This is a genomic window from Citrobacter sp. CFNIH10, assembly GCF_002934585.1.
Classification (GTDB): Bacteria; Pseudomonadota; Gammaproteobacteria; order Enterobacterales; family Enterobacteriaceae; genus Citrobacter_A; species Citrobacter_A amalonaticus.
The window spans coordinates 3062705-3084794 of sequence record NZ_CP026216.1 but is presented as its reverse complement, the minus strand read 5'-3'; the positions used below and the strand labels follow the sequence as shown (position 1 = coordinate 3084794).

The 22090-nt window shown below is 55.6% G+C and carries 19 protein-coding genes; 9 read left to right on the top strand and 10 right to left on the bottom strand.

The window, feature by feature from the left end; all coding sequences use genetic code 11:
* Positions 1–20: 20 nt before the first annotated feature.
* The gene (locus C2U53_RS18375; RefSeq protein WP_104446227.1) at positions 21–1253 is read right to left on the bottom strand and encodes an MFS transporter; all 1233 of its coding nucleotides are present in this window, start codon (positions 1251–1253) and stop codon (positions 21–23) included.
* A 293-nt stretch (positions 1254–1546) separates the two neighbouring features.
* Here C2U53_RS18375 and ybjG point away from each other — a divergent pair, with 293 nt between their 5' ends.
* Positions 1547–2155 carry an undecaprenyl-diphosphate phosphatase gene (gene ybjG, locus C2U53_RS18370; RefSeq protein ID WP_044264225.1) on the top strand — a complete coding sequence of 203 codons (609 nt, stop codon included), beginning with the start codon at positions 1547–1549 and terminating at the stop codon, positions 2153–2155.
* Between the two features lie 71 nt (positions 2156–2226).
* Positions 2227–2985 (top strand): DNA-binding transcriptional repressor DeoR, encoded by a 759-nt coding sequence (deoR, locus tag C2U53_RS18365; RefSeq protein ID WP_043001246.1) that lies wholly within the window; start codon positions 2227–2229, stop codon positions 2983–2985.
* Between the two features lie 48 nt (positions 2986–3033).
* On the opposite strand, the gene dacC is transcribed toward deoR, so the two are convergent.
* Positions 3034–4236, bottom strand: a complete 1203-nt coding sequence (dacC, locus tag C2U53_RS18360; protein WP_044256495.1) for a serine-type D-Ala-D-Ala carboxypeptidase — start codon at positions 4234–4236, stop codon at positions 3034–3036.
* A 247-nt stretch (positions 4237–4483) separates the two neighbouring features.
* Here dacC and C2U53_RS18355 point away from each other — a divergent pair, with 247 nt between their 5' ends.
* Positions 4484–5110: a glutathione S-transferase family protein gene (locus C2U53_RS18355; protein ID WP_061070336.1), complete on the top strand. Its 627-nt coding sequence runs from the start codon at positions 4484–4486 to the stop codon at positions 5108–5110.
* 5 nt (positions 5111–5115) lie between these two features.
* On the opposite strand, the gene C2U53_RS18350 is transcribed toward C2U53_RS18355, so the two are convergent.
* Positions 5116–6231 carry a PQQ-dependent sugar dehydrogenase gene (locus tag C2U53_RS18350; RefSeq protein ID WP_044264228.1) on the bottom strand — a complete coding sequence of 372 codons (1116 nt, stop codon included), beginning with the start codon at positions 6229–6231 and terminating at the stop codon, positions 5116–5118.
* A 105-nt stretch (positions 6232–6336) separates the two neighbouring features.
* The gene (bssR, locus tag C2U53_RS18345) at positions 6337–6720 is read right to left on the bottom strand and encodes a biofilm formation regulator BssR (RefSeq protein WP_043001249.1); all 384 of its coding nucleotides are present in this window, start codon (positions 6718–6720) and stop codon (positions 6337–6339) included.
* A gap of 230 nt (positions 6721–6950) precedes the next feature.
* On the opposite strand from bssR, the gene rimO reads away from it, so the two are divergent.
* Positions 6951–8276 carry a 30S ribosomal protein S12 methylthiotransferase RimO gene (gene rimO, locus C2U53_RS18340; protein ID WP_043001250.1) on the top strand — a complete coding sequence of 442 codons (1326 nt, stop codon included), beginning with the start codon at positions 6951–6953 and terminating at the stop codon, positions 8274–8276.
* A gap of 87 nt (positions 8277–8363) precedes the next feature.
* Here the strand turns inward: rimO and gsiD are convergent, their stop codons facing one another.
* From gsiD to iaaA, 5 genes are read right to left on the bottom strand one after another with little or no spacing between them, the layout of a single operon-like run.
* Positions 8364–9275, bottom strand: coding sequence for a glutathione ABC transporter permease GsiD (gsiD, locus tag C2U53_RS18335; RefSeq protein ID WP_044326543.1), 912 nt, complete (start codon positions 9273–9275; stop codon positions 8364–8366).
* 2 nt (positions 9276–9277) lie between these two features.
* Entirely contained in the window at positions 9278–10198 is a 921-nt protein-coding gene (gene gsiC, locus C2U53_RS18330; RefSeq protein ID WP_104446226.1) for a glutathione ABC transporter permease GsiC, read from the bottom strand.
* Between the two features lie 17 nt (positions 10199–10215).
* Entirely contained in the window at positions 10216–11754 is a 1539-nt protein-coding gene (gsiB, locus tag C2U53_RS18325; protein WP_104446225.1) for a glutathione ABC transporter substrate-binding protein GsiB, read from the bottom strand.
* A 28-nt stretch (positions 11755–11782) separates the two neighbouring features.
* Positions 11783–13654, bottom strand: coding sequence for a glutathione ABC transporter ATP-binding protein GsiA (gene gsiA / locus C2U53_RS18320; RefSeq protein ID WP_104446224.1), 1872 nt, complete (start codon positions 13652–13654; stop codon positions 11783–11785).
* Positions 13641–14606: a beta-aspartyl-peptidase gene (gene iaaA / locus C2U53_RS18315; protein WP_043001255.1), complete on the bottom strand. Its 966-nt coding sequence runs from the start codon at positions 14604–14606 to the stop codon at positions 13641–13643. Before iaaA ends, gsiA begins: the two co-directional genes overlap by 14 nt.
* Positions 14607–14790: 184 nt before the next feature.
* Here iaaA and moeA point away from each other — a divergent pair, with 184 nt between their 5' ends.
* Positions 14791–16026 carry a molybdopterin molybdotransferase MoeA gene (moeA, locus tag C2U53_RS18310; protein WP_043001256.1) on the top strand — a complete coding sequence of 412 codons (1236 nt, stop codon included), beginning with the start codon at positions 14791–14793 and terminating at the stop codon, positions 16024–16026.
* On the top strand, positions 16026–16784 hold the full coding sequence (moeB, locus tag C2U53_RS18305) for a molybdopterin-synthase adenylyltransferase MoeB (protein ID WP_054177088.1): 759 nt from the start codon (positions 16026–16028) through the stop codon (positions 16782–16784). Before moeA ends, moeB begins: the two co-directional genes overlap by 1 nt.
* 88 nt (positions 16785–16872) lie before the next feature.
* On the opposite strand, the gene fsa is transcribed toward moeB, so the two are convergent.
* Positions 16873–17535, bottom strand: a complete 663-nt coding sequence (gene fsa / locus C2U53_RS18300) for a fructose-6-phosphate aldolase (protein ID WP_043001258.1) — start codon at positions 17533–17535, stop codon at positions 16873–16875.
* Between the two features lie 131 nt (positions 17536–17666).
* On the opposite strand from fsa, the gene C2U53_RS18295 reads away from it, so the two are divergent.
* From C2U53_RS18295 to C2U53_RS18285, 3 genes are all read left to right on the top strand, one after another.
* On the top strand, positions 17667–18566 hold the full coding sequence (locus C2U53_RS18295) for a glycyl-radical enzyme activating protein (protein WP_044264234.1): 900 nt from the start codon (positions 17667–17669) through the stop codon (positions 18564–18566).
* Between the two features lie 4 nt (positions 18567–18570).
* Complete coding sequence (locus tag C2U53_RS18290; RefSeq protein WP_043001260.1) at positions 18571–21003, top strand: glycyl radical protein; 2433 nt, start codon at positions 18571–18573, stop codon at positions 21001–21003.
* 146 nt (positions 21004–21149) lie between these two features.
* The gene (locus C2U53_RS18285; protein WP_054177086.1) at positions 21150–21965 is read left to right on the top strand and encodes a Cof-type HAD-IIB family hydrolase; all 816 of its coding nucleotides are present in this window, start codon (positions 21150–21152) and stop codon (positions 21963–21965) included.
* Positions 21966–22090: the final 125 nt, after the last annotated feature.

Sequence of the window (22090 nt, the reverse complement as noted above, 5' to 3'; positions counted from 1 at the left end):
GCGGGCCAACAATGTCGCCATTACCCTTCCCGGGTATTCCCGGCCTGTTTATCTTTCAGGAAGATAAACATCAGCAACAGCCACAGCATGCCGCTCGCCAGATTAAACAGGCTGAACAGCCCATTCCCGCCGAGCAGATAAGCGTGCTTACTCAGTTCAATCCCGACGGTAAAGATCAGCATTTGCAGCATTCCCATCGCCGCAGAGACCGTGCCTTTACTCATGTCGCTGGCGAACAGGGTGAGGCGCACCAGTCCGGCGTTGGCCACACCGATGCCAAAGGCGTAAACGCTCAGACCAGCCGTCATCCACAGATACGCATGGGACGAGACGACGGTGGCCGCCGCGGCGATGAGCAGTCCCAGCACAATCGGCCAGCCGCCCATGATGATGAGCGAACGCACCGTACACCGAGCGGTCAGGCGCGCCAGCATCAGGTTCCCGGCGATCAGCGCGCCAAAAATCGGCACCTGTAGCAGGCCATACTCGTAGCTACTAAGTTGTTCGCCGCTGATGATAATAATCGGTGACTGGGCGATCCAGGCCAGCAACGGCAGGCTGACGAACCCCAGCGCCAGCGCGCCGGCGACAAAGCGCCCATTTTTCAGCACCAGTCTGTAATCATTACCCAGCGCCTTTAGCGATAGCGGCTCGCCGATCCGCGTGGCGGTCTCCGGCATCGCCCGCTGCAGACCAAAGAACGCGATCGCCGCCAGTGCGGCGAACAGCACAAACATGCCTTCCCACGGCAGGACATGCACCCACGCCGCTCCCACCAGCGGTCCAAGCAGTGGCTCTATCAGCGCGACGTTCGCCATCAGGGCGGTGATTTTAATACACACGGCCTCTTCAAAGGACTCCTGGATCGCCGCGTAGCCCACCGCGCCAATAAAGCACAGACTGATGCCCTGCAAAAAACGCAGCAGGGTAAATTGTTCGATGCTTTGCGCCAGCAGCGTTGCCAGGCAGGTGACAATAAACCACACCACGCCCGCTAACATCACCGGACGACGGCCAATGCGATCCGACAGTGGCCCTAATAGCCATTGCAAAAACATACCGCCGGCCAGATAGGCGGTCATGGAGGTGGGTACCCAGTCGATCCCCGCCTGATATTGTTCCACCACCGCCAGCATGCCGGGTTGGATCATATCGTTGCCAATGTAGGTGGAGAATTCGTAGAGCACCAGACAGAGAGGGAAAAGCAGCGCCTGACGTCCAAGACGGGCACCTTGTTGTAAACGGTTTTGCATGCAATCTCTTCGACAATAAAAAATCGCGCAAAGTGTAATGAAAGAGCCTCACCTGAGATAGTGAATTATGCGTGGTAAAAGCAAAATGCGCACATTTTTACCCGCTCATGAAAATCCTTCCCCGGGTTTAAGGTTAGTCTACGTTGACGCGGTTATGCTGAGTGAAAATCACGAGCGATGTCTGAAACACCTTCTTTTACAGGTAAATAAGACAATCCCTCTTTACCCTGCGGACGGACACTTTTATTCTCGGCCTGCCTGGATTTTCATTAAACGAACTGAGTCTGACTGCTATGCTGGAAAATATTAACTATTCGCTGTTCTACTTTATCAATGCCACGCCGGACTCGGCATCGTGGATGATTTCCCTCGCCATTTTTATCGCCAAAGATCTGATCAACATCGTCCCGCTGTTAGCCGTTGTTCTCTGGCTGTGGGGACCGCGTGAACAGGTTTGCGCGCAGCGGCAGTTGATCGTCAAAATGGCGATGGCGCTGGTCGTTAGCCTGCTGGTGTCATGGGTAATGGGACACCTGTTCCCACACGATCGTCCGTTTGCCGATCGCATTGGCTACAATTATCTCCAGCATGCGGCAGATGACTCGTTCCCCAGCGATCACGGCACGGTGATATTTACCTTCGCGCTGGCGTTTTTGTTCTGGCATCGTCTCTGGTCCGGCGTTCTGTTGATGGTGTTGGCCGTCACCATCGCCTGGTCCCGCGTCTATCTTGGCGTGCACTGGCCGCTCGACATGCTCGGCGGACTGCTGGCTGGGATGATCGGCTGCCTGAGCGCGCAGATGATCTGGCAAAAATTCGGTCCGGCCCTCTATCGTGGCCTGCAACACGGTTACCGCATCTGCTTCGCCCTGCCGATTCGTAAAGGCTGGGTACGTGACTAGACGAAGGAAAAAAGAGTAATATTAAGCGCACTGAAAGAGACAGAGCGCTTAATTATTCATCCAGGGGAATTATGGAAACACGTCGCGAAGAGCGTATTGGTCAATTGCTGCAGGCACTGAAACGCAGCGATAAACTCCATCTTAAGGAAGCCGCGACCCTGCTGGGCGTCTCTGAAATGACCATTCGCCGCGACCTGAATAACAACAGTGCGCCGGTAGTGCTGCTCGGTGGCTATATTGTGCTGGAACCCCGCAGCGCCAGCCACTATCTGCTCAGCGATCAAAAATCCCGCTTAGTGGAAGAAAAACGTCGTGCGGCGCAGCTGGCGGCAAGTCTGGTGCAGCCGCATCAGACGCTGTTTTTTGACTGCGGTACGACGACGCCGTGGATCATCGAAGCGATCGATAATGACATCCCGTTTACCGCCGTCTGCTATTCCCTGAATACGTTTCTGGCATTGCAGGAAAAACCGCTGTGCCGGGCGATCCTCTCCGGCGGCGAATTTCACGCCAGCAATGCGATTTTCAAACCGCTTGATGCTCAGGAAACCCTGAACAATATCTGTCCGGATATCGCCTTTTATTCCGCTGCCGGCGTTCATATCAGCAAAGGGGCGACCTGTTTTAATCTGGAAGAATTGCCGGTGAAACACTGGGCAATGTCGATGGCGCAACACCACGTACTGGTGGCCGATCACAGCAAATTTGGCAAGGTCCGTCCGGCGCGGATGGGAGATTTAAAACACTTTGACATCGTGGTAAGCGACTGCTGCCCTGACGATGAATTTGTCAGCTTCGCCAAAGCGCAGCGAATTAAGCTTATGTACTAATTGCCGTTTGCCGGACAGGCGTCAGCGCTATCCGGCAATTATCAGGACTTAAGAGAACCAGCTACCGAACCACTGATGAAATTTCATCAGTACGAAATCCCACATCCGGCCAAAGAAGCCGCCCTCTTCTACCGCCTCCATCACGATCAACGGACGCTGTTCAATCGATTTGCCGTTCAACTGGAAGTCAATCGTCCCGACCACCTGGCCCTTTTTCAGCGGCGCGGTGAGCTGCGGTTCCGTCAGCGTAAAGCTGGCTTTCAGGTTTTTCAGTTGACCGCGCGGAATCGTCACAGAACCGGCTTCGCCAGCCCCCAGATTCACCTCACTCTTGTCACCAAACCAGACGCGCTGGGTCACAAAGGTGGCATCCGGTTTGATAGGCGTTACGGTCTCAAAGAAGCGGAACCCCCAGGTCAACAGTTTTTCTGATTCATTAAAGCGGATACGGTCAGTTTTGGTGCCTAATACCACCGAAATCAGACGCATGTCGCCCTGGGTGGCCGACGCGACCAGATTGTATCCGGCCCCGGCCGTGGTGCCTGTTTTCATGCCGTCAACGTTCAGGCTGGAGCTCCAGAGCAGACGGTTTCGGTTGGGCTGGCGAATCTTGTTAAAAGTGAACTCTTTTTCTTTATGGATCGCATACTCTTCCGGCACATCGTGGATCAGTGCTTTACCCAGCAGCGCCATATCACGCGCGGTGCTGAACTGGCCCGGCGCATCCAAACCGTGTACCGTCTGGAAGGTGGTGTTCGTCAACCCAAGCTTTTTCGCATAACCATTCATCAGACCGATAAACGACTCCTGGCTCCCTGCGACATAGTCTGCCAGTGCGATACAGGCGTCGTTGCCGGACTGAATAATCACCCCTTTATTGAGATCGGAAACCGCCACCTGATCGCCGGGCTTCAGGAACATGACCGAGGAGCCGCGCAGCGCCGGGTTACCGGTCGCCCACGCGTCTTTGCCTATCGTCACCATGTCGGTCAGTTTAATTTTGCCCGCTTTGAGTGCCTGCCCCACCACATAGCTGGTCATGATTTTCGTCAGACTGGCCGGATCCAGTTTCTCATCGGCATTGCCTTCAGCCAGCACCTTACCGCTGGCGTAATCCATTAAAATCCACGCGCGCGCATCGACGCTCGGCGGTTCAATGGTCTGTTCCGCCGCCATCACTGTCGGCGCAAAGAGAAAGAGAAGGGCTGAACCCGCTGCGAAATTGCGAAGGGAAGAAACGTATTGCGTCATAAATGCCACCCGAGTATCCATTCAAAAAATATACGTCATACCACCGTATAATAAGTGCGGTGAGTAATAACGCACTAAGAAGCGTAAGTGAACCGTAAGTTGGTAAAGTTTTTAAAGTTTATGCAATAACCCCCCGCTATGCCGCAACGGAGAGGAATTTTTTGTTGGCTGTTGCGTAAATGTTAGCTTTATCTCACCATGTGGAGTGAACGCAGCCCTGAGGCTGTCCATTTTTTGAGGGGTAATTATGATTACGCTGTGGGGCCGGAATAACTCAACCAACGTCAAAAAAGTATTGTGGACGCTCGAAGAACTGGAATTACCGTTTAATCATATCCTGGCGGGAGGACAGTTTGGCCTGAACCATGATGCCGATTATCTGGCGATGAACCCGAACGGTCTGGTGCCTTTGCTACGTGATGATGAAAACGACCTGCTGCTGTGGGAGTCCAACGCCATCGTGCGTTACCTGGCTGCCCAGTATGGACAAAAACGCCTGTGGGTCGAGTCACCGGCACGTCGGGCTGAAGGCGAAAAATGGATGGACTGGGCGAATCAAACCCTCAGTCCAGCACACCGTGTGGTGCTTTTTGGTTTAGTGAGAACACCGCCGGAACAGCGCGATCACGCCGCTATCGATGCCGGGGCGAAACGCTGCGACGAGCTGTTCGCGATCCTCGACGCGGCGCTGGCCGACCAGCCCTGGTTCTCGGGAAAAGCGTTTGGCACCGGTGACATCGCCATCGCGCCGTTTGTCTACAACCTGTTCAACGTGGGACTGACATGGACACCGCGTCCGCATCTTGAGCGCTGGTACCAGCAGCTCAGCGAGCGCCCGGCGTTTCGTAAAACGGTCATGATCCCGGTCAGCTAAGCCGTTCAGGTACGCGGGCTGACTTTAAGCAACTCGCCATCGGACTCGTCGGTTAAGACATACAGATAACCGTCGGGCCCGACGCGTACGTCGCGGATCCGCTGTTTTCGCTCACCCAGAATGCGCCCCTCTTCAGCGACCGTATTGCCATTCACCCTCATCACAATCACATTCTGGTCCTTCAGTGCGCCAATGAACAGTTTCTGCCGCCACTGAGGGAAAGTATCGTGGTCATAAAAGGCCATCCCGCTAACGGCAGGTGATTTCTGCCAGTAGAAAATGGGCTGTTCGGTACCTGCCACCTTTTCGCCCTGCGCTTCCGGGATTTTCAGCCCGCTATAGTTAATGCCCCATGTCGCCAGCGGCCAGCCGTAGTTTTTGCCTTTTTCGGGGATATTGATCTCATCTCCGCCGCGCGGCCCGTGCTCATTGAGCCACAGCGTATCGCTCCACGGATTCATCGCCATCCCCTGCGGATTACGGATCCCATAAGACCAGATTTCCGGGCGCGCGCCAGGCTGATTAACAAACGGATTGTCCGCCGGGATTTTCCCCTGATCGGTCAGACGCACCACTTTCCCCTGCAGTTTGTCGAGGTCCTGTGCCGTCGGCCGCTGGTTGTTTTCCCCCAGCCCGATGAACAGATGCCCCTTACCGTCAAACACCAGTCGTCCACCGAAATGATTGCCGGTAGAGAGTTTTGGCATCTGCCGGAAGACCGTCTGGAAGTTTTCCAGCCGCGAAAGGTCGTCGCTGAGTCGACCATAGCCCACCGCAGTTCCTGCTTTTCCCTCTGCATCAGCCTGGGAAAAACTGAGCCAGACGCGCCGGGACTGGCTAAAGTCCGGTGCCAGCGCCACGTCCAGCAGACCGCCCTGCCCGTTTGCCCACACCTTTGGCACCCCAGGCAGCGGGTCAGAAAGCCCTTTTCCTGCCTGCCAGTGGCGCAACTGCCCACCCTTCAGAGTGATCAGCATGCCGTCGTCGCCCGGCAGAAAGGCCAGCGCCCACGGGTGGTCAAGTTTGGTTTGCAGCACCTCAACATTGACCGCAGGCGTTTTCGCCTGAGCAAACCAGGGGAAAATTAGCAATGTCATTACTGGGATAAGCGAACGACGCATAACGCCTCCTTGTTGACTCTGGTTAAAGCGTAGTCAGCAAAGAACGTCAGGAAGGCATTTTTACAAAAACTTAACGATGAAAGGGGGAGTCGCCTCCCCCTGGAATCAGGCATCTTCAAGCGTGGAATGAGCCTGCAAACTCTGAATGCTCAGCGTTAAGGTTGTCAGGCAGGTATTGAGTTTTTCTGCATTGACGGCAATAAAATTCGGACAGTCGTGGTGTCCGCTCATCAGGCACACCGCCGCAGCGGCGAGTGCGCCTTCGGCATGGTGCAAAGCATCCCACTCTTCCTGATCGAGATGCAGATTCAAGCGCAACGATTTATCGTGCAGCTCTCGGTTCAGTTCGAAAAAGTTCTCACGTAGATGATCATTCTCGCTGACTGACATGTATCCTTTCGCCATCCTTAGCTGCAGATACGCAGCGAGGTCGATCCTGGCGTTGATAAGCTTATTCAGCAGATCGGTTCTCAGTCTGTCAACGAACATACTTCGTTCCTCCTCTTCCAGCCATGGTGCAACATAATAGTATGGCTATTTTTTGTACAATGTGATGCCTGAGATCAATAATTCACCCGCCATTAACATAATTTACAAAGTCGCTATAAGCCAATACCGACTTTCCCGCCCTTATCGGGTGAGATAGCAATACAATTTTTGTGCGGAACTCTGTAGAATCCCTGCCCTGAACATTCCAATAACTGAACAATTTTTAAGCTATGAGCAAAGTAACCCACCAGCCGAAAATCGGCTTCGTTTCCCTCGGCTGTCCGAAAAACCTCGTCGATTCGGAACGTATCCTGACTGAACTGCGTACCGAAGGCTACGATGTCGTCCCGAGTTACGACGACGCCGATATGGTGATCGTCAATACCTGCGGTTTTATCGACAGCGCAGTGCAGGAATCACTGGAAGCCATTGGCGAAGCGCTGAACGAAAACGGCAAAGTGATCGTCACCGGCTGTCTGGGCGCGAAAGAAGATCAGATCCGTGAAGTCCATCCGAAAGTGCTGGAAATCACCGGGCCGCATAGCTATGAGCAGGTTCTGGAACATGTTCACCACTACGTGCCGAAACCGAAGCACAATCCGTTCCTGAGCCTGGTGCCGGAACAAGGCGTGAAGCTGACCCCGCGTCATTACGCCTACCTGAAAATTTCTGAAGGCTGCAATCATCGCTGCACCTTCTGCATCATTCCGTCCATGCGCGGCGATCTGGTTAGCCGTCCAATTGGTGATGTGCTGAGCGAAGCAAAGCGTCTGGTCGATGCCGGTGTGAAAGAGATCCTCGTGATTTCTCAGGACACCTCCGCCTATGGCGTGGATGTGAAGCATCGTACCGGGTTCTATAACGGTGAACCGGTGAAAACCAGCATGGTCAGCCTGTGTGAACAGCTGTCTAAACTGGGTATCTGGACGCGTCTGCACTATGTCTACCCGTATCCGCACGTTGATGACGTGATCCCGCTGATGGCGGAAGGTAAGATCCTGCCATATCTGGATATCCCGCTTCAGCACGCCAGCCCACGTATTCTCAAGTTGATGAAGCGCCCCGGCTCGGTTGACCGCCAGCTGGCGCGCATCAAGCAATGGCGTGAAATCTGTCCGGAGCTGACCCTGCGCTCAACGTTTATTGTTGGCTTCCCGGGTGAAACGGAAGACGATTTCCAGATGCTGCTCGACTTCCTGAAAGAAGCGCGTCTCGACCGCGTAGGCTGCTTCAAATACAGCCCGGTAGAAGGCGCTGGCGCCAATGCGCTGCCGGATCAGGTACCGGAAGAGGTGAAGGAAGAGCGCTGGAACCGCTTTATGCAACTGCAACAGCAGATCTCTGCGGAACGTTTGCAGGAAAAAGTTGGTCGCGAAATTCTGGTGATCGTCGATGAAGTCGACGAAGAAGGCGCGATTGGTCGCAGCATGGCCGACGCCCCGGAAATCGACGGCGCAGTCTATCTGAACGGTGAAACCAACGTGAAGCCGGGCGACGTAATCCGCGTGAAAGTGGAAAACGCCGACGAGTACGACCTGTGGGGCACCCGCGCTTAACTCTCACTGACCCAGCCGGATAAGGCATTTATGCCCCATCCGGCAATGCCTGATAACGACGCCAACGCGTCTTATCAGGCCTGTGGTTCACCCTTTTATCTTCGGGTCCAGCGCGTCGCGCAGGCCATCGCCTAACAGATTAAACGCCAGTACCGTCAGGAAAATCGCCACCGCCGGGAACAGCGCCACATGCGGCGCAATCACCATATCCGCCCGCGCTTCATTCAGCATCGCGCCCCACTCCGGCGTCGGCGGCTGTGCGCCCAGTCCCAGAAACGACAGACTTGCCGCAGAGATGATCGACGTACCAATACGCATGGTAAAAAAGACCACAATCGACGAGACGGTTCCTGGCAGGATATGACTGAAAATAATGGTCGCATCGCTGGCACCAATACTGCGCGCCGATTCGATAAACGTCTGGCGTTTCAGCACCAGCGTGTTGCCGCGCACCAGACGCGCAAATGCCGGGATTGAGAAGATCGCCACCGCGATAATCACGTTGGCAATGCCGCTACCTAATACCGCGACCACAGCAATCGCCAGCAGGATACCCGGAAACGCAAACAGCACGTCGCAGATGCGCATGATGACCCGGTCCCACCAGCCTTCATAGTAACCCGCGAGCAGCCCCAGTACGGTGCCAATAGCCGCGCCAATCAAAACTGCAAATACCCCTGCCGCCAGTGAAATTTGCGCGCCAACCAGCACACGGCTGAAGATATCTCTGCCCAGCGAATCTACGCCGAACCAGTGCATCATCGACGGCCCGTCATTCAGCCTGTCGTAATCGAAATAGTTTTCCGCATCGAACGGCGTCAGCCAGCGGGCGAAGATTGCCACCAGGATCAGCAGCAACACAAACAGGCCTGCTATCAACGCCACATGCTGACGGCGAAAACGTCGCCAGAATTCGTGCCACGGCGTGCGTACCCGCTCGGGTTTCACCATTGGCATGGCATCTAAAATCGCCTGACGGCGCCAGTTAAGTAAACGCATCCTTACTTGTACCTGATAGCCGGGTTAATGGCGGCATACAGCACATCCACCACTAAGTTGATAAGTATAAATTCCAGTGAGAACAACAGGACTTCCGCCTGAATCACCGGATAATCGCGCATCTCTACGGAGTCCACCAGCAAACGTCCGAGACCGGGCCAGTTGAAGACCTTTTCGACCACGATAGACCCGCCGAGCAAAAAGCCGAACTGTAACCCCATCATGGTGACCACCGGGATCATCGCATTGCGCAGCCCATGCTTGAGCACCACCCAGGTTTCGCTGACCCCTTTCGCCCGGGCGGTACGCATATAGTCTTCACTGAGCACATCGACAAATGAGGCGCGGGTAAAGCGTGCCATCACTGAGGCCACCGCCGCGCCAAGGGTGACAGACGGCAGAATATAGTGCTGCCAGCTATCGGCCCCGACGGTCGGCAACCAGCCTAACTCCACGGAGAACACCTGCATTAACAACATCCCCAGCGCGAACGCCGGAAAGGAGATCCCGGTAACGGCCAGCGTCATGCTGAGGCGCTCCGGCCAGCGATTACGCCATACCGCCGCGACAATTCCCGCCGCCATACCGAACAGAACGGCCCAGATCATACTGGTCAACGTCAGCCACAGCGTCGGCATAAACCGGCTGGCGATCTCCTCCGAGACCGGCCGACGGGAAACCATCGAGAGGCCAAAATCGCCCTGCAACACGTTAGTCATGTAATGACAGAACTGGACATGCAGCGGCCTGTCGAGACCGAGTTGCTGACGAACCAGCTCAATCACCTGCGAGTCGGCTTCCGGCCCGGCAATCAGTCGCGCCGGGTCACCGGGCAACAGGTGAACAAATAAAAACACCAGCACCGCAACAATGAACAGGGTCGGAATCAACCCCAGCAGGCGTTTAAGGATATAGTTAAGCATCCGATTTCCGCTGTGGCTTATTTCAAATCTGCATCATCAAAGCTGAATCCGGTATCTGGCATGATCCAGAAACCGGTCAGTTTGTTACTGTGCGCCGAGACCAGTTTTTCCACCACCAGCGGGATCCACGGCGACTCTTTCCAGACGATATCCTGCGCCGCTTTGTACAGCCGCGCTTTCTCTTGCGGATCGGTCGTTTTCAGCGCGTCGGCGAGGTCAGTGTCAACCTGCGGATTGCTGTAGAACGCGGTGTTAAACAGCGTTGGCGGCCAGTTTTGTGAGGCAAACAGCGGCGACAATGCCCAGTCGGCTTCACCGGTCGACGCCGACCAGCCGGTGTAGAACATTCTCACGCCGCTCTCTTTCTGCCCTTTGCCCTCAACTTCCGACGCGCGCTGACCGGCATCCATCGCCGTCACCTGCACTTTAACCCCCACCTGCGCCAGTTGCTGTTGGGTAAACTGCAACACTTTCTGGGCGGTACTGTGATTGTGCGATGACCATAGCGTGGTGCTAAAACCGTTTGGATAACCCGCTTCTTTCAGCAGTTCACGCGCTTTTGCCGGATCGTAAGGCCAGGGCGTGTAGCTCTGCGCATAAGCAATCAACGGCGGCACCACGCCGGTAGCCGGGGTCGCATAGCCAGCAAACGCCACTTTCACCAGCGCCTGACGGTTGATGGCGTAGTTTAACGCCTCGCGGACTTTCGGGTTGTCGAACGGTTTTTGCGTCACGTTCATGCTGATGTAACGCTGCATGATCGACGGACTGGCGACCAGCTGCAGATTTTTGTTTTTCTCTAACAGCGCCGCCTGCTCGTAGGGGATCGGGAAGGCAAACTGTGCTTCCCCGGTTTGCAGCATCGCCGCACGGGTATTGTTATCGGTGACCGGACGCCAGGTGATGCTATCCAGCTTCGGTAATCCCGGCTGCCAGTAATCGGCAAATTTCTTCACCTTCACAAAATCGGTTTGATTCCAGGTGTCCAGCACATACGGACCAGTGCCAACCGGATGAAAGCCAATCTCTTTGCCGTATTTCGCCAGCGCGGCTGGTGAGATCATCGCCGTTGCCGGGTGCGCCAGAATATTAATAAACGCGGAGAACGGCTGCTTCAGAGTGATTTTTACCGTCGCGGGATCGACAGCCTCTGTTTTGGCGATGTTTTTATACAGGTTATAACGCTTAAGGCTATTGGCGGGATCGCTGGCGCGATCGAGGTTTATTTTCACCGCCTCGGCGTTAAAGTCGGTCCCGTCCTGGAATTTCACCCCCTGACGCAGTTTAAGGGTATACACCAGGCCGTCGTCAGAGACGGTGTAACTTTCTGCCAGCACGTTCTTCAGCTTCATCTCTTTATCAAGGCCAAACAGCCCCTGATAAAACGATTTTGCCACCTGCTGCGATAAGGTGTCATTCGCATCATACGGATCGAGCGTGGTGAAGTTGGACCCCACCGCGACCACTACATCTTTCGCGGCAAACGCCGGGGACGCCGCCAGCGCGGTCGTCGCGCCTAATGCCAGCAGCCAATGTCGGGCGAGTAATTTTGTCATCTTTTTTCTCCTGAACCCTGCCTGATTGTTATAAACGCAATAGCGCATTTTCTTGTTGTGGACGCGCGACATAATGTCCGGGCCCGACTAACTGCAATGAAACCGGTGCAGGCGCTTCGCCGCGCCGGTAAATGTTGCTGGGCAGATCGTCCGACAGCAGCACCCGCTGCGGGCGGTGATGTCCGGGGTCGGCAACCGGAACCGCCGCCATGAGCTTGCGGGTATACGGATGCTGAGGATCTTCAAACAGCGCAGCGCGTGGGCCGATCTCAACAATCTGCCCCATATGCATCACCGCCACGCGGTGGCTGATCCGTTCAACGACGGCCATATCATGCGAGATGAACAGCCAGGCGATCCCCAGCTCTCGCTGCAAGTCGAGCAGCAGGTTGATAATTTGCCCGCAAATCGACACATCCAGCGCGGAGACCGACTCATCGGCAATAATCACTTTTGGATTGAGCGCCAGCGCGCGGGCAATACAGATCCGCTGGCGCTGTCCGCCGGAAAACTCATGCGGGTAACGCCACGCATGTTCAGGTTTCAACCCGACACGCTCCAGCAGCCACGCCACCCGATCGGCCGCCGCCTTCCCCTGCAACAACCCGTGGACGCGCAGTGGCTCCATGATGGAATAACCCACGGTTTGTCGCGGGTCGAGTGAGGCGTACGGATCCTGAAAAATAAACTGAATATCGCGACGCAATGGCTGCAATTGACTGTCGGACAACGTATCGATTCGCTGACCGTTGAAAATAATCTCGCCGGACTGCGACTCCACCAGGCGCAGTAGCGCACGTCCGGTGGTGGATTTGCCACAGCCTGACTCACCGACCAGCGACAGCGTCTCGCCAGGCCAGAGATCAAAGCTGACATTTTCCACCGCATGCACTTCACGGGTCACCCGATTAAGGATACCGCTACGTAACGGGAAACGAGTCACCAGATTGCGTACCTGCAAAATGGGCTCTCCCTCGACCACCGTATTTTGATCGACAGGCCGCTCACGCTTTTCCGGCTCGCTCAGAGAGATCAACGGGAAGCGGCGCGGATAAGGGAGACCTTTCATCGCCCCAAGTTGCGGTACCGCCGCTAATAATGACTGCGTGTAAGGATGCTGTGGCGCGCGGAAGATCTGTTCCACAGTGCCGGTCTCCACCCCTTCGCCCTGATACATCACCAGCACACGATCGGCGACATCCGCGACCACGCCCATATCGTGAGTGATGAAAATCACTCCCATCGACATCTCTCGTTGCAGGACTTTGATCAGTTGCAGGATTTGCGCCTGAATCGTGACGTCCAGCGCGGTTGTCGGTTCATCGGCAATCAGCACCGCCGGGCGACACGAGAGCGCCATCGCAATCATTACCCGCTGGCGCATGCCGCCGGATAGCTGATGGGGATAGCGTGAAAGGATCGCTTTCGCCTCCGGAATGCGAACCTGATCGAGCATCCGCTTCGCCTCCGCCATCGCCTCTTCCCGTCCCGCCCCCTGATGCAGGCGAATGGACTCGGCTATCTGCTCACCCACGGTAAACACCGGATTGAGCGACGTCATCGGCTCCTGAAAGATCATGGCGATATCGGCGCCACGGACCCGCTGAAGCTGCGACGTACTCTGTTCGCCCAGCTCAATCACCTCGCGGTTCCGACGACGCAGCAGCATCTGCTCGCACTGCACCTCACCACCAGACTGTTCAATCAGTCGCATCAGCGACAGCGCGGTGACCGATTTTCCTGAACCGGATTCACCGACAATCGCCAGCGTTTCGCCACGCCTGAGACGAAACGACAGGTTCCGCACCGCCTCAGTACGCTGCTGGTCCTGTTGAAAGGCTATATTCAGATTGCTGACGGCCAGCACGTCGCTGGCATCAAGCGCATCACTGTGTGGCAACGGTGTCCCCTTTTTCCCGGTAAATCCCGGTCGTTGGTGTATCCCCGGCATAACCCCAGGCGCGATACATGCCTTCGCAATTAAACGGCAAGGCCACATTCCCCTCATGATCGATGGCGATCAGCCCGCCGCTCCCGCCGAGTGCCGGTAACTTCTCCATCACTACCCGCTCGCAGGCCTCCGATAAGCTCAGCCCGCCGTAATCCATCAACGCCGCAATATCGTAAGCCGCCAGCGCGCGGATAAACACTTCGCCGGTACCGGTGCAGGAGACCGCCACACTGGCATTATTGGCATAACAGCCCGCCCCAACAAGCGGACTGTCGCCGACGCGGCCCGGTAATTTGTTGGTCATGCCTCCGGTCGACGTCGCTGCCGCCAGATTGCCATGCACATCCAGCGCTACCGCGCCCACGGTGCCCATTTTTTTGCCTTCGTCCAGCGGCGCGCCGCTGTGATCCAGCACGGTTTCGCCGCTTGAGCGCGCGACCAGCAGTTGTTGATAACGTTCAGGCGTCGAAAAGAGATCCGCAGACACCAGCGCCATCCCTTCTCCGGCCGCGAATTTTTCAGCGCCTGCGCCAATCATCATGACATGCGGGCTACGCTCCATCACCAGTCTGGCAGCAAGGATCGGGTTACGCAGATGGCTGACGCCCGCCACCGCGCCGGCTTTCAGGGTATTGCCATCCATGATGCAGGCATCCAGTTCATGGGTCTCATCACGGGTATACACCGCGCCGATCCCGGCATTAAACAGCGGACACTCTTCAAGCAGTCGCACGGCTTCAGTGACCACATCCAGCGCGCTTTCTCCCGCTTCCAGCATCTTTTGCCCGACGTCGACAATGTCGGAAAGCGCCTGGATATAGCGTAATTCCTGCTCCTGGCTCATCTGCGCGCGGGTAATCGCCCCTGCGCCGCCGTGAATTGCAATGACTGCTTTGCCCATATTTGCCGTCCGTCTTCTACAAATATCAGAATTCTGTAGAGTTATTGATTCGATTTTTGACTATAGAAAGATGCGATTAGCATGTAAAGCATTCACACCCTTCCTAAGTCCGAGGTGGCATACAGTCCCCTCGCATTTTCTGACATAATAGACGGATTCGATTTTGCCCCGCAGGAGTGTTTTCATGGAATTTACCGCCGGACTGATGCCGCTGGAAACGGCGCTTACCGAAATGTTGTCGCGTGTTACCCCGCTCACCGCCGTCGAGACGTTACCGCTGGTGCAGTGCTTTGGCAGAATTCTGGCGACTGACGTAGTTTCGCCGTTGGACGTCCCGGGTTTCGATAATTCGGCGATGGACGGTTACGCGGTACGTCTGGCCGATCTCGCCAACGGACATCCGCTGCCGGTCGCTGGCAAAGCGTTCGCCGGTCAGCCGTTCCAGGGAGAATGGCCTGCGGGCAGCTGTATTCGCATTATGACCGGTGCGCCAGTACCGCCGGGATGTGACGCGGTAGTGATGCAAGAGCAGACTGAACAGACAGACAACGGCGTGCGTTTTACCGCCGACGTTCGCGCCGGGCAAAATATCCGCCGTCGTGGCGAAGACATCGGGCAAAACGCGGTGGTTTTCCCTGCCGGTACACGTCTTACCACAGGCGAACTGCCGGTACTGGCCTCGCTCGGCATTGCCGACGTCCAGGTGGTGCGTAAAGTGCGCGTTGCGCTGTTCTCGACGGGAGATGAACTGCAACTGCCCGGTCAACCTCTCGGCGAAGGTCAGATTTATGATACCAACCGCCTGACGGTGCACCTGATGCTGCAACAGTTGGGTTGCGACGTAATCAATTTAGGCATCATCCGCGATGATCCGCACGCCCTGCGCACGGCGTTTATCGAAGCCGACAGTCAGGCGGATGTGGTGATTAGCTCCGGCGGCGTGTCGGTCGGTGAAGCGGATTACACCAAAACCATTCTTGAAGAGCTGGGCGAAATTACTTTCTGGAAACTGGCAATCAAGCCGGGCAAACCGTTCGCCTTTGGCAAACTACGCAACAGCTGGTTCTGCGGTCTGCCGGGCAACCCGGTCTCAGCGGCGCTGACCTTCTACCAGTTGGTTCAGCCGCTGCTGGCGAAACTGAGCGGCAATACGGCCAGCGGATTACCCGCGCGCCAGCGCGTCCGTACCGCTTCGCGACTGAAGAAAACGCCGGGACGTCTCGATTTCCAGCGAGGTATGCTGCAGCGCACCGCTAACGGTGAACTGGAAGTAAGTACCACAGGCCATCAGGGTTCACATATTTTTAGTTCCTTCAGTCAGGGCAACTGCTTCATTGTGCTGGAGCGCGATCGTGGTAACGTCGAAGTGGGTGAATGGGTGGAAGTCGAACCCTTCAACGCGCTGTTCGGAGGCCTGTGATGGCAGAACTCAGCGATCAGGAGATGCTGCGCTACAACCGGCAGATCATTCTGCGCGGCTTTGACTTTGACGGACAGGAAGCGCTGAAGGAAGCCAGAGTACTGGTGGTGGGCCTCGGTGGGCTGGGCTGTGCGTCCTCGCAGTATCTGGCGAGCGCCGGCGTCGGCCACCTGACGCTGCTCGATTTCGACACCGTGTCGCTGTCAAATCTGCAGCGCCAGACGCTGCACAGCGATGCGACCCTCAACCAGCCGAAAGTGGAGTCGGCGCATGCCGCGCTAAGACGAATTAATCCGCACGTCGCGATTACCCCGATTAATGCGCTGCTGGATGAGACCGCCCTTCGGGCACTCATCGCCGAACACGATCTGGTGCTGGACTGCACCGATAACGTCGCGATTCGTAACCAGCTCAATGCGGGTTGTTATGCGGCAAAAGTCCCGCTGATTTCTGGCGCGGCGATCCGCATGGAAGGACAGATCACTGTCTTTACCTACAAAGAAGGTGAGCCCTGCTATCGCTGTCTGAGCCGTCTGTTTGGTGAAAATGCATTGACCTGCGTGGAAGCCGGAGTGATGGCGCCGCTGATTGGGGTGATAGGGTCGTTACAGGCAATGGAGGCGATAAAGCTGCTGGCGCAGTATGGTCAGCCCGCGTCAGGGAAAATCGTCATGTACGATGCCATGACCTGCCAGTTCCGCGAAATGAAGCTGATGCGTAATCCGGGCTGCGAGGTGTGTGGGGAAGCATCATCCTGAGTAGATTCCGGCCTGATAAGGCGTAGCGCCATCAGGCAATGATGGCGCGAATTGCCGGATGACGACGTTGCCTTATCCGACCTACAATTTACAGCGACGTGCGCCCAAAGGCACTCTGCCAGTCGTGTTCAAACTTCGCCACCGCCGCATCAACAGCCGGAGAGCTAATCAGCTGCTGGGCAACGTCCAGCGGTAAGGTGATGGATTCACAACCCGCCAGCAGACAATCCAGCGCCTGACGCGGTGTTTTGAAACTGGCGGCCAGCACTTTGGCATGCGGCGCATGCATCGTCAGTAAATTCTGCAAATCGTTGACGGTCTGAATGCCATCGCCGCCCTGCGCATCGACACGATTCACGTAAGGCGCAACATACTCCGCCCCCGCCAGCGCCGACAGCAGCCCCTGCGCCGCCCCGTACACCGCCGTTCCCAGCGTCGGAATGCCTTCCTCTTTCAGCAGTTTGATCGCCGCCAGACCTTCCGCCGTGACCGGCACTTTCACCACGATATCAGCAATGATCCCACGCAGTTTGCGCGCATCGCTCACCATCCCTTGTGCCGTTGTCGCCATCACCTGAGCGAACAGACGCCCCTGTCCTCCCATCGCTTCATGCAATTGTGGCAATAAGACATCCAGCGGTTTTTTCCCCGCCGCCACAATACTGGGGTTGGTGGTCACGCCCGCCAGCGGGAAAACTCGCGCCAGCGCTTTCACCGCGTCAACATCGGAGGTATCCAGATAAAGTTCCATAATCATTCCTCAACGACTCGTTAGCATAAATGAAAGATACCACGGCAAAACCTTTCTGTTAGTTGACGCACGTCAACATAACTTTCATTCGAAAGTTATTTAATCTTTATACGAAACAAATGAGGCCGTTTATGATTTTCAATATTCAGCGCTATTCTACACACGATGGCCCCGGTATCCGCACCGTGGTGTTCCTTAAAGGATGCTCTCTGGGCTGTCGCTGGTGTCAGAATCCGGAAAGCCGGGCGCGCACGCAGGATCTGCTGTTTGATGCACGTTTGTGCCTCGAAGGCTGCGAGCTTTGCGTAAAGGCGGCGCCGGGCGTCATCGAACGCGCGCTGAATGGCCTCCTTATCCATCGCGAAAAACTCACTGACGCGCATCTTACCCGCCTGACCGATTGTTGCCCCACTCAGGCATTGACCGTCTGCGGCGAGGTGAAAAGCGTGGATGAAATAATGACCACCGTTCTGCGCGATAAACCTTTTTATGACCGCAGCGGCGGCGGTATTACGCTTTCGGGCGGCGAACCGTTTATGCAGCCAGAGCTGGCCGCGTCGCTGTTTAAAGCCAGTCACGAAGCGGGCATTCATACCGCAGTTGAAACCTGTCTGCATGTGCCGTGGAAATACATTGAACCTTCATTGCCCTGGATCGATCTGTTCCTTGCAGATTTGAAACACGTTGCCGACGCGCCGTTTAAGCAATGGACGGATGGCAGCGCATCACGCGTGCTGGAAAACCTGAAAAAGCTCGCCGCTGCCGGGAAAAAAATCATCATCCGCGTTCCGCTGGTTCAGGGGTTTAACGCGGATGAAGAGGCCATTAAAGCGATTACCGATTTTGCCGCCGACGAACTGCACGTCAGCGAGATCCACTTTTTGCCCTACCACACGCTGGGCATCAATAAATACCACTTGCTCAACCAACCCTACCACGCGCCGGATAAGCCGCTGGATGCACCCGATCTGCTCGCCTTTGCGCAGCAGTACGCCTGCACGAAAGGTTTGACCGCGACTTTACGAGGATAAACCCATGACCCAACTGAAACTGGATACGCTCAGCGACCGTATCAAAGCGCACAAAACCGCGCTGGTGCATATCGTCAAACCACCGGTCTGTACCGAACGCGCGCAGCATTACACTGAAATGTACCAGCAGCATCTGGACAAGCCGATTCCGGTACGCCGCGCGCTGGCGCTGGCACATCATCTGGCACAACGAACCATCTGGATCAAACACGACGAGCTGATCATCGGTAACCAGGCAAGCGAAGTCCGCGCCGCGCCGATCTTCCCGGAATACACCGTGTCATGGATTGAAAAAGAAATCGACGACCTGGCGGACAGACCAGGGGCTGGTTTTGCGGTCAGTGAAGAGAACAAGCGCGTACTGCATGCCGTGTGCCCGTGGTGGCGCGGTCAGACCGTTCAGGACCGCTGCTACGGCATGTTTACTGATGAGCAAAAAGGGTTGCTGGAAACCGGTATTATCAAAGCTGAAGGCAACATGACCTCCGGTGACGCACACCTGGCGGTGAACTTCCCGCTTCTGCTGGAAAAAGGCATTGACGGCCTGCGGGAAAAAGTCGCAGAGCGCCGTTCTCGTATTAACCTGACTGTTCTCGAGGATCTGCATGGCGAGCAGTTCCTGAAAGCCATTGATATTGTGCTGGTTGCCGTCAGTGACCACATCGCCCGCTTCGCCGAACTGGCACGTAAAATGGCGAGTGAAGAGACGCGTATCAGCCGTCGTAACGAACTGCTGGCGATAGCGGAAAACTGCGATCTGATCGCCCACCAGCCGCCGCAAACTTTCTGGCAGGCGCTGCAACTGTGCTACTTCATCCAGTTGATTCTGCAAATTGAGTCCAATGGTCACTCGGTGTCGTTCGGGCGTATGGACCAGTATCTTTATCCGTACTACCGCCGTGACGTGGAGCTGAACCAGTCGCTGGACCGCGAACACGCCATTGAACTGCTGCACAGCTGCTGGCTTAAGTTGCTGGAAGTGAACAAAATCCGTTCCGGATCGCACTCTAAAGCCTCTGCAGGCAGCCCCCTCTATCAGAACGTCACCATTGGCGGACAAAGCCTGGTTAACGGTCAACCGATGGATGCGGTCAATCCGCTCTCTTACGCGATCCTTGAATCGTGCGGTCGTCTGCGCTCCACTCAGCCTAACCTCAGCGTGCGTTATCACGCCAGGATGAGCAATGACTTCCTCGACGCCTGCGTGCAGGTGATCCGCTGTGGCTTTGGGATGCCAGCATTTAACAACGATGAAATTGTCATCCCGGAATTTATCAAACTCGGAATTGAGCCGCAGGACGCCTACGATTACGCAGCGATCGGCTGTATCGAAACCGCGGTCGGCGGCAAGTGGGGCTACCGCTGCACCGGCATGAGCTTTATCAACTTTGCCCGCGTGATGCTCGCCGCGCTGGAAGGCGGTCGTGACGCCACCAGCGGGAAAGTCTTCCTGCCGCAGGAAAAAGCGCTTTCCGCCGGTAACTTCAACAATTTCGATGAGGTGATGGCCGCATGGGATGCGCAAATCCGCTACTACACGCGTAAATCGATTGAGATTGAGTATGTGGTCGACACCATGCTTGAAGAGAACGTGCACGATATTCTCTGCTCGGCACTGGTGGATGACTGCATCGAACGGGCGAAGAGCATTAAACAAGGTGGGGCGAAGTATGACTGGGTATCCGGCTTGCAGGTGGGTATCGCCAACCTCGGCAACAGCCTGGCCGCGGTGAAAAAACTGGTCTTTGAACAGGGGGCCATCGGTCAGCAACAGCTTGCGGCCGCGCTGGCGGATGATTTTGACGGCCTGACTCATGAGCAGTTGCGTCAGCGTTTAATCAACGGCGCGCCGAAGTATGGCAACGATGATGACACGGTCGACACCCTGCTGGCTCGCGCTTACCAGACCTATATTGATGAACTGAAGCAGTACCATAACCCACGCTACGGACGTGGTCCGATCGGCGGCAATTATTACGCGGGCACCTCGTCTATCTCGGCAAACGTGCCGTTCGGCGCAGCGACCATGGCCACACCAGATGGTCGTAAAGCCCATACTCCGCTGGCCGAAGGGGCAAGCCCGGCGTCCGGTACTGACCATCTGGGTCCAACGGCGGTGATTGGCTCGGTCGGTAAACTGCCTACCGGTTCGATTCTGGGCGGTGTACTGTTAAACCAGAAGCTGAACCCGGCAACGCTGGAAAATGAATCCGACAAGCAGAAACTGATGATCCTGCTGCGCACCTTCTTTGAAGAGCACAAAGGCTGGCACATTCAGTACAACATCGTGTCGCGCGAAACCCTGCTGGAGGCGAAAAAACATCCTGATCAGTACCGTGATCTGGTGGTCCGTGTAGCCGGTTATTCCGCCTTCTTCACTGCACTTTCACCGGACGCGCAGGACGATATCATCGCCCGTACCGAACATATGCTGTAATTCTCCCCGTAGGCCGGATGGCGACACAAAGCGTCTTATCCGGCCTACTCGTCCCTCTTCACCGCTTTCATTCGAAATAAATTTGTGCTTTAGGTCACATTGTTATTAAAATGTTTCTGGTCGCAGTTTTGAGCCAGGAGCTTTATATGACCGTTAAAGTTATCGTCACCGATATGGACGGAACTTTTCTCAATGACGCCAAAAAGTACGATCACGCACGATTTATGGCGCAGTACCATGAGCTAAAAAAACGCAACATTGAATTCGTCGTCGCCAGCGGCAATCAGTATTACCAGCTCATCTCTTTCTTCCCCGAACTCAAAGACGAGATCTCTTTCGTTGCCGAAAACGGCGCGCTGGTGTTTGAGCATGGCAAACAGCTTTTTCACGGCGAACTCACGCGTCACGAATCTCAGGTTGTGATGGGCGAATTGCTGAAAGATAAACAGCTCAACTTTGTGGCCTGCGGTCTGCAAAGCGCGTACGTCAGTGAAAACGCGCCGGAACCCTTTGTCGCACTGATGTCGAAGCACTACCACCGCCTGAAGCCGGTGAAGGACTACCATGACATCGACGACGTGCTGTTTAAGTTCTCGCTGAATCTGCCAGACCAGCAGATCCCGTTGGTTATCGACCACCTGCACACGGCGCTGGACGGCATTATGAAACCCGTGACCAGCGGTTTCGGCTTTATCGATCTGATCATTCCGGGGCTGCACAAAGCGAATGGCATCAGCCGATTGCTGAAACGGTGGAACCTTTCACCAAAAGAAGTCGTGGCGATTGGCGACAGCGGCAATGATGCAGAAATGCTGAAAATGGCGCACTACGCTTTCGCTATGGCGAATGCCACCGACAGTATCAAAGCAATCGCCCGCTTTCAGACGGATGACAATAACCATGACGGCGCGCTGAACGTGATTCAGGCCGTGCTGGATAACACCGCCCCTTTCAACGTGTGACGGCAATAACCGGAACACCCTGTTCCGGTTTTATTTTCTTCCCCCCTGTTTGCCACCTCAACATTTTAAACTTGCATTAACTTTTTTATAACTTATATTATCACCTGTAAGATAAATAAGTTTCG